This window comes from Kitasatospora sp. NPDC091257, from assembly GCF_044757675.1.
Classification (GTDB): Bacteria; Actinomycetota; Actinomycetes; order Streptomycetales; family Streptomycetaceae; genus Kitasatospora; species Kitasatospora lactacystinica.
On record NZ_JBIVVI010000289.1, the window covers coordinates 1 to 8,299 of the forward strand.

The 8,299-nt window shown below is 74.7% G+C and carries 6 protein-coding genes; all 6 read left to right on the forward strand.

Features of this window, described 5'->3' with window-relative positions; translation table 11 throughout:
* Positions 1–36 precede the first annotated feature (36 nt).
* The 6 genes from ACIQOV_RS15860 to ACIQOV_RS15885 all read left to right on the forward strand — a co-directional run bounded on the left by ACIQOV_RS15860 (position 37) and on the right by ACIQOV_RS15885 (position 8,131).
* Complete coding sequence (locus ACIQOV_RS15860; RefSeq protein WP_401048932.1) at positions 37–1,653, forward strand: class I adenylate-forming enzyme family protein; 1,617 nt, start codon at positions 37–39, stop codon at positions 1,651–1,653.
* A gap of 73 nt (positions 1,654–1,726) precedes the next feature.
* A complete protein-coding gene (locus tag ACIQOV_RS15865; protein ID WP_401048934.1) occupies positions 1,727–2,983 on the forward strand; it encodes a beta-ketoacyl-[acyl-carrier-protein] synthase family protein in 1,257 nt (418 codons plus the stop codon).
* Between the two features lie 160 nt (positions 2,984–3,143).
* On the forward strand, positions 3,144–5,114 hold the full coding sequence (hppD, locus tag ACIQOV_RS15870; protein ID WP_401048936.1) for a 4-hydroxyphenylpyruvate dioxygenase: 1,971 nt from the start codon (positions 3,144–3,146) through the stop codon (positions 5,112–5,114).
* Positions 5,111–6,244, forward strand: coding sequence for a thiamine pyrophosphate-dependent dehydrogenase E1 component subunit alpha (locus ACIQOV_RS15875; protein WP_401048937.1), 1,134 nt, complete (start codon positions 5,111–5,113; stop codon positions 6,242–6,244). Before hppD ends, ACIQOV_RS15875 begins: the two co-directional genes overlap by 4 nt.
* Positions 6,241–7,209, forward strand: a complete 969-nt coding sequence (locus ACIQOV_RS15880) for an alpha-ketoacid dehydrogenase subunit beta (RefSeq protein WP_401048939.1) — start codon at positions 6,241–6,243, stop codon at positions 7,207–7,209. Before ACIQOV_RS15875 ends, ACIQOV_RS15880 begins: the two co-directional genes overlap by 4 nt.
* Before the next feature lie 133 nt (positions 7,210–7,342).
* The gene (locus ACIQOV_RS15885) at positions 7,343–8,131 is read left to right on the forward strand and encodes a DUF3050 domain-containing protein (protein ID WP_401048942.1); all 789 of its coding nucleotides are present in this window, start codon (positions 7,343–7,345) and stop codon (positions 8,129–8,131) included.
* The last annotated feature ends 168 nt before the right edge of the window (positions 8,132–8,299 follow it).

Genomic DNA, 8,299 nt, shown 5'->3' on the forward strand with positions numbered 1-8,299 from the left:
GGCCGTCCACCGGCCCCGAGGGAGGGATCCACCCCCGTGACCATCCGCAGCCTCCGCACCCAGCTCGCGGACGACCCCGACGTGGGCGCCGGCAACGTCCTGACCGCCCGGATCGCGCTCGGGCTCGACCTGGACGTGCCGTTGCTCAGCTTCGACACCCCGGTGGACGACCACCCCGCCTGGCAGCCCTTCACCCTGCGTGAGCTGGACCGCGCCGTCCGGGCCCGCGCCGCCGCACTGCACGCGCTGGGCATCACCCGGCGCGACCCCGTCGTGGTGTACGCGAGCGACGCCGCCGACCACGTGCTCTCCTTCCTCGCCCTGGCCCGGCTCGGCGCCGTCCCGGCCCTGCTCAACCCCAACCTGGACGGCGAGCGCGCCGCCCGCTACATCGCCCGCCTCGGCGCGGCCGGCGTCCTCGCCGACCCCGCCCACCTGGCCGCACTGGCCGGCCACGACCCCGGCGCGCCGCTGCTGCCGGAGATCTCCACCCTCGGCTCCGGCGACCCGGACGCCGCCCCCGAGCCGTACCGGCACTGGTCCGGCGACCCGGTGGCGATCACCCACTCCTCCGGCACCACCGGAATGCCCAAGGCCGTCGTCCACTCGCACGCGAGCCTGTACGCCGCGATCCGCCACCGGCTGCGGCTGCCCCGCCCGCAGGGCCAGGACCGGATGCTCAGCGCACTGCCCGCCCCGCACGCCGCCACCCTGATCGCCCTCAACCTCGCGCTCAGCTCGCACACCGAACTCGCCGTACTCTCCCGGCAGTCCGGCGACGGCGTACTGGAGGCCGTCGAGCGGTGGCGGCCCACCGGGGTGATCGGCTTCGCCGCCACCTGGGCCGACCTCGCCCGGCACGACCTCGCCGCCCGCGACCTGAGCTCCGTCGCGCTCTGGTGGAACACCGGCGACTGCGCCCACGAGGTGCACATCCGCCGCCTGATCGCCACCGGCAGCCGGGAGACCGTCACCCGGGCCGGCCGCACCCGGCTGCCCGGCTCGCTGTTCGTGGACGGCCTCGGCTCCACCGAGATGGGCCACTCGCACTTCTTCATCACCCACGGCCCCGGCACCGAGCGCTACGGCCGCTGCGTCGGCCGCCCGCACGCCTTCGTCGACTGCGAGGTGGTCGGCCCGGACGGCGAGCCGCTCGGCCCCGGCGAGGTCGGTGAACTCGCCACCGCCTCACCCACCTTGGCGCTCGGCTACTGGAACGACTCGGCCACCACCTTCCGCACCCGGCTGCGCGGCCGCTTCCTCACCGGGGACCTGATGTACCGGGACGAGGAGGGCTACTACTACCACGTGGACCGGGCCGTCGACTCGGTCGAACTCGGCGGCGGCAAGCGGCTGTTCACGGCCATGTCGGAGGAGCGGGTGCTGGCCGCCTGCCCGGACGTGCTGGACTGCACGGTGGTCGCGGTACGGGACGGCGAGCGCGTGGTCACCGACGTGCTGCTGCTCCTCGCCGCGGACGCCGACCCGGCCGCCGACCGCACCGCGGCGGTCGTCGCCGCCCTGGACGAGGCCGCCGCCGCGACCGTCCGCAAGGTGTTGGCGGTCTCCCCCGACGACATCCCGCTCGGCCCGACCGGCAAGGTCCGCAAGGTCCTGCTGCGGGAGATCCACCTCGCGGCGGTGGGCGCATGAGCGAGCGGAGCGAACGCGTCGTCGAGGGGTGCGCGTCGCGCGAAGCGGCCGCCGAGCGGAACGAGGTCCGCGCATGAGCCCGCGCCCCGGTGCCGTCGTCACCGGCATCGGCCTGGTCTCCCCGCTCGGCCGCCGACCCGCCGAGGTGTTCGAGGCGCTGGTCACCGGCCGCTCCGGCCTGCGGGCCGTCCCCGAGGGCCACCCCGCGCACGGCTGGCTGCACGCCGCCGGGATCGCCCCCGCCGTCGACGGCCGGGAGGTACTGCCGCCCACCGAGACCCGCTGCGTGGACCGCTTCGTGCTGCTCGCCCTGGCCGCCGCCGACGACGCGCTCGCCGACGCCGGCCTGGCCGTCGGCCGGGACTCCGACCCGCACCGCACCGCCGTGGTTCTGGCCACCGGCGGCGGCGGACTGGAGACCTTCGAGCAGCAGTCGCACCGCCGGCTGGAACGCGGCCGGCCCGGCGTCAGCCCGTACCTGCTGCCCGGGATGCTCTCCAACATGGCCGCCGCCCGGATCGCCATCAAGCACGGCATCCGGGGCTACAGCTCCGCCGTGGTGACGGCCTGCGCGGCCGGCGCCCAGGCGATCGCCGAGGGGCTGCGGCTGATCCGGGCCGGGGACGCCGACGTGGTGGTGTGCGGCGGCACCGAGTCCTCGCTGCACCCGACCATCGCCGCCGCCTTCACCAACGCCCGTGCTCTGGCGCAGGGTTGGGACGAACCGGAGCAGGCCAGCCGGCCCTTCGACGCCCGCCGCAACGGCTTCGTACTGGGCGAGGGCAGCGCCGTCCTGGTCCTGGAGCGGGCCGAGCACGCCGAGGCCCGCAGTGCCGCCGGGTACGCGGACGTCCTCGGCTGGGGCGCCTCCACCGACGCCCACCACCCGACCATGCCCCGCCCCGACGGCACCGGCGCCGCCGACGCGATGCGCGCCGCACTCGCCAACGCGGGCCTGGCCCCGGGCGACATCGACTACGTGAACGCCCACGGCACCGGCACCAGGCTCGGTGACGTGGCCGAGACCGCCGCGCTGCGCGCCGTCTTCGGCGCGCAGCCGCCCGCGGTCAGCTCCACCAAGGGCGCCACCGGCCACCTCCTCGGCGCCGCGGGCGCGCTGGAGGCGGCGGTGACCGCCCTGGCGGTGGCGCGGGGGACGCTGCCGCCGACGCTCAACCTGACCGATCCCGACCCGGCCTGCGACCTGGACCATGTCCGGGGCGCCGCCCGATCCGCCCCGGTGCGCGCCGCGCTGAGCAACGCCTTCGCCTTCGGCGGCCACAACCTCAGCCTGATCCTCGGCCCGGCCTCCACCCGGGCCGGCCGATAGCGGTCGCCCAGTAACGGTCGCCCGACAGTGGCCGCCCACCGGGGGTGGCCCGAGTGCCGCCGGCCGGGCGCCGCCCGTCGGCGACCGCCCGCCGCCCACCGCCGCGCGGCGGCCCGCGCGCCGATCCCCGATCCACCGTTCCCTCCGGGGGGAGATCCCGTTGTCCATCCAGACCATCACCCACGTCGAGTTCCACTGCGCGGACGCCGACAAGACCGCGGCCGGACTCCACGCCGACCACGGCTTCACCGTCGACGCCCCGGCCACCGCGCCCGACGGCGCCCGCACCGTCGGGCTGCGCCAGGGCACCATCCGGCTGCGGCTGACCTCCGCCCCCGACCCGGAGCACCCGGTGGCCGAGTACGTCGCCCGGCACGGGGACGGCGTCGCCGTCCTCGCGCTCGGCTGCGCCGACCCGGCCGCCGCACTGGAACGGGCCGAGCGGCACGGCGCCCGGGTGCTCGACCGGGCCGGCGCCCTGATCGAGGGCTTCGGCGACACCGCACTGCGCCTGGTGCCGCTGCCGGACGCCGGGCCCACCCCGGAGCCCCGCCTGCTGGAGGACCTCGACCACGTCGCGATCTGCCTGCCGGCCGGCACGCTCGCGGACGCCGTGCGGTTCTGCGAGACGGCCCTGGGCTTCCGCACGATCTTCGAGGAGTACATCGAGGTCGGCGAGCAGGCGATGGACTCCAAGGTGGTGCAGAGCGCCTCCGGCGGCGTCACCTTCACCCTGATCGAGCCCGACACCACCCGCCGCCCCGGCCAGATCGACGAGTTCCTCGCCGCCCACGGCGGGGCCGGCGTCCAGCACCTCGCCTTCAGCACCCGCGACATCACCGGCGCCGTCCGGACCGCCCGGGAGCGCGGCGTGGAGTTCCTGACCACCCCGGACGCCTACTTCGACGCCCTGACCGAGCGCTTCGGCGGGACGGCCATCCCGGTGGCGACCCTGCGCGACCTGCACGTCCTGGTCGACCAGGACCACGGCGGCCAGCTGTTCCAGATCTTCGCCCGTTCGACACACCCCCGGCGCACCTTTTTCCTCGAACTGATCGAGCGGCAGGGAGCGGGTACCTTCGGCACCGCGAACATCAAGGCCCTCTACGAGGCCGTCGAACGGCACAGTCCCACCGCCGACGACCGGCCCGCAGCCGTCGCCCGGCCCACCGCCGACGGCCGGCCCTCCCCCGCACATCCGAAGGAGGCCCTCCCGATGGCCGCAGCCTCCGAGTTCCGGCTCACCGAGGCCGAGCTCGCCCTGCTGCCCACCCCCGACGAGGTGGCGCACTACCGCGAGCACGGCTGGTACCTCTCCCGCAGGCTGTTCAGCGACGAGGAGCTGGACACCCTCCAGGCCGCCACCGAGCTGTACTACGCCGGCCACCGCGACCGCGAGCTGCCCGCCCGGCCGCCCCGGCTGGCCTCCTGGCGGCCCGAGGACGGGCCGGTCCAGCGGCACAACGACTACGTGCACTACGAGAGCGACGCGATCGGCGCGATCCTGCGCAAGCCGCTGATCGGCGCGGTGGCCGCGCTGCTCGCCGGTACCCAGGAGATCCGGATCTTCCAGTCGACGCTCATCTACAAGCCCCCGGTGCCCGAGGAGCCCAGCAACCGGGTGCCGTGGCACTTCGACAAGCACTACTGGCAGACCTGCACCTCGGACGAGATGCTCACCGCCTTCATCCCGTTCCACGACTGCCGCGAGGAGAACGGCACCATCACCATGGTCGACGGCAGCCACCGCTGGCAGGAGCTGCCCTCCGGCGAGGACTCCACCCGGCACTTCGCCGACCGCGACGGCTCCGAGCTGGAGGACATCCTGGCCGCCAACGCCGCCCACAACGGGCAGCGGGTGCGGAAGGTGCCGATGCTGATCCCGCGCGGCCACATGTCCTTCCACCACTGCCGCACCTACCACGGCAGCGGCCCCAACCTGGCCTCCCACCCGCGCCGGGCGATCTCGCTGCACCTCCAGGACAGCGCCAACGAGTACCGCCGGCACGACCGGCCGGACGGCGAGCCGGTGGTGTACAACCACGACGTGCTGGTGCGCCGCACGGACGACGACCGGCCGGACTACGCGGACCCGCTGTTCTGCCCGGCGGTCTGGCGGGGACGGCCGTGACCGCTCCCGCACGCACGACCGACGCGAGCGCCGGGCCGCCCAAAGGCCCCGGAGCACAGGCCCGCCCCGGCGCACAGGCCCGCCCCGCCCCGCTGGACACCCCCGCCGAGCGCTACCGGATGCTGCGGCTGATCCGCGGCTTCGAGGAGCTGGCACTCGGCCTGGTCAAATCCGGCGCGATCCCCGGCGGCATCCACCCGTACATCGGGCAGGAGGCCGTCGCGGTGGGCGTCTGTTCGGCGCTCGGCCCCGACGACCGGCTCGCCAGCACCCACCGCGGCCACGGCCACGTGCTCGCCAGGGGCACCGCGCCGCACCGGCTGCTCGCCGAGCTCCTCGGGCGGGTCGACGGATCGAACGGCGGCCGGGGCGGCTCCATGCACGCCGCCGACTTCTCGCTGGGCATCCTCGGCGCCAACGGCATGGTGGGCGCCGGCGCCCCGATCGCCGTCGGCGCCGCCTGGGCGGCCCGGGCCGCTTCCTCCCCCGAACGGTCGGCGGCCGAACGGGTGAGAGCCGACGGTCCCGTCGCCGGGCGGCCCGCGTCGGGCCGGACCCCGGTCGCGGTGGCCTTCTTCGGCGACGGCGCGCTCAACCAGGGCGTCCTGCTGGAGTCGCTCAACCTCGCCGCGATGTGGCGCCTGCCGGTGCTGTTCGTCTGCGAGGACAACGGCTATGCCACCACCCTGCCCGCCGCCACCGCCGTCGCGGGCAGCGCCACCGGCCGGGCGGCCGCCTTCGGCATCCCCGCCGAGGAGGTGGACGGCATGGACACCGAGGCCGTTCGCACCGCCGCGCTGCGCGCCGTCGAACGGGCCCGCACCGGCCGCGGCCCTGGCTTCCTGGCCTGCCGCACCTACCGCTACGAGGGCCACCACACCATGGAACGCCGGATGAAACTGCGCTACCGCTCCCCCGAGGAGGTCGGGGCCTGGCGCGAGCGCGACCCGCTCCCCCGGGCCGCCGCCCTGCTCGACCCCGCGACGGTCGCCGACCTGGACCGCGCGGTGGCCGAACAGCTCTCCGCCGCCGAGGAGTTCGCGCTCGCCTCGGCGCATCCGGACCCGGCGGGGGCGCTGGACCACCTGTACGCCGACGGGCTGCGGCCCCGGGCGGGGGTGACACCGTGACCAGGCTCTCGTACACCAAGGCGCTCAACCGGGCACTGGCCGACGAACTCGCCGCCGATCCGGCGGTCTGCATCTTCGGCGAGGACATCGGCGCCGGTCTGGCCGGGCCGACCCTCGGCCTGCTGGACCGCTTCGGGCCGGGACGGATCGTCGACACCCCGCTGTCCGAACAGGCCTTCACCTCGATGGCGGTCGGCGCCGCGCTGGCCGGCCGGCGTCCGGTGCTGGAGTTCCAGATCCCGTCCCTGCTGTTCCTGGTCTTCGAGCAACTCGTGAACCAGGCCCACAAGTTCTCGCTGATGACCGGTGGCCAGGCGGCCGTCCCGCTGACCTGCCTGGTGCCCGGCTCGGGCTCCCGGGACGGCTGGGCCGGGCAGCACTCCGACCATCCGTACAGCCTGTTCGCGCACGCCGGGGTGAAGACCGTGGTGCCCGCCACCCCGACCGACGCCTACGGGCTGCTGCGCTCGGCGATCCGCGACCCGGACCCGGTCGTGGTGTTCGCGCCCGCCGCCGCGATGCCGGTGCGCGAGACCGTCACCTGGGACCTCGTGCCCGTCCCGCTGGGCCGGGCCCGGATCCACCGGCCGGGCACCGACGTCACCGTGGTCGCCCTCGGGCACCTGGTGCACGACGCCCTCGCGGTCGCCGAGGAGCTGGCGCCGGACGTCTCGGTGGAGGTCCTCGACCCGCGCACGGTGTACCCCTTCGACTGGCAGGCGCTCGCCGACTCGCTGGAGCGCACCGGGCGACTGGTCGTCCTGGACGACTCCAACCGCAGCTGCGGCTTCGGCGCCGAGGTGCTGGCCACCGCCGCCGAGGAGATGCGCCTGATCGCCCCGCCCCGCCGGATCACCCGCCCGGACGGCGCCGTGCTGCCCTTCGCCCCGGCCCTGGACCGCGCCGTCCTGCCCGGTCGCGAGCAGCTGCGGCACGCGCTCGGCCTCGTGCTGAAGCACCGCTGACCGCACCCGCCCACGAACTGTTCGGCATCGAATTACAAAGATCACTGACGAGTACGCGCCAGAAACCGTACGATGATCGCGCAAGACCCCCGTAGACCCGTTGACTGTCCAACGAGCCCACCAAGGAGTCGCATTGTCCACGAACCGCTACCACTGGGACCGTTCGCACCCCGGCCTGAGCAGCCTTCAGCAGGCCATCGACCCGCTGCGCCGCGAGGTCGTCGAGCACTCGGTGTACCGCTCGCTCACCGGCATCGAGCGCGTCCGCACCTTCCTCGGCAGCCACGTGTTCGCCGTCTGGGACTTCATGTCGCTGCTCAAGAGCCTCCAGCGCGACCTCACCTGTGTGGACGTGCCGTGGGTCCCGAACGGCCCGACCGCCAGCCGCCGGCTGATCAACGAGATCGTCCTGGTCGAGGAGAGCGACGAGCTCGGCGAGGGCTACACCAGCCACTTCGAGCTGTACGTGGAGGGCATGCGGCTGGCCGGTGCCGACCCGCGCCCGATCGAGGAGTTCCTGGCCCTGCTGGGCGCCGGCAGCACCGTTCCGGAGGCCCTGAAGAAGGCCGAAGTTCCGCAGGCCGCCCTCGACTTCACCTCCACCACCTGGTCGATCGTGGAGAACGCGCCGGTGCACTGCCGGGCCGCCGCCTTCGCCTTCGGCCGCGAGGACCTGATCCCGGACATGTTCGCCCAGGTCATCCGGATCGACGACCCCGAGGGCGCGCTCACCGTCTTCAAGGACTACCTGGCCCGTCACATCGAGGTCGACGGCGAGCAGCACACCCCGATGGCGATGCAGATGCTGATCGACCTGTGCGGCGACGACCAGGACAAGTGGGACTCCTGCGCCGAGACGGTCCGCACCGCGCTGCGCGCCCGGCTCGGCCTGTGGACGGCGATCGAGCAGTCCTTCCAGTAGTCCTTCAGGACAGACCCCGGATCACCTAGATCACCTTGGGCAGGACGGCCGCCGACGCGGGCGACTGATCCTCCGCCCGCCGGTAGCGGTGCAACGCCGCCCGGCCCTCCGTCCCGCGTACCCGGGCGGCGAGCCGGGCCGGCAGCACCACGGTGGCCAGCCGGCCCT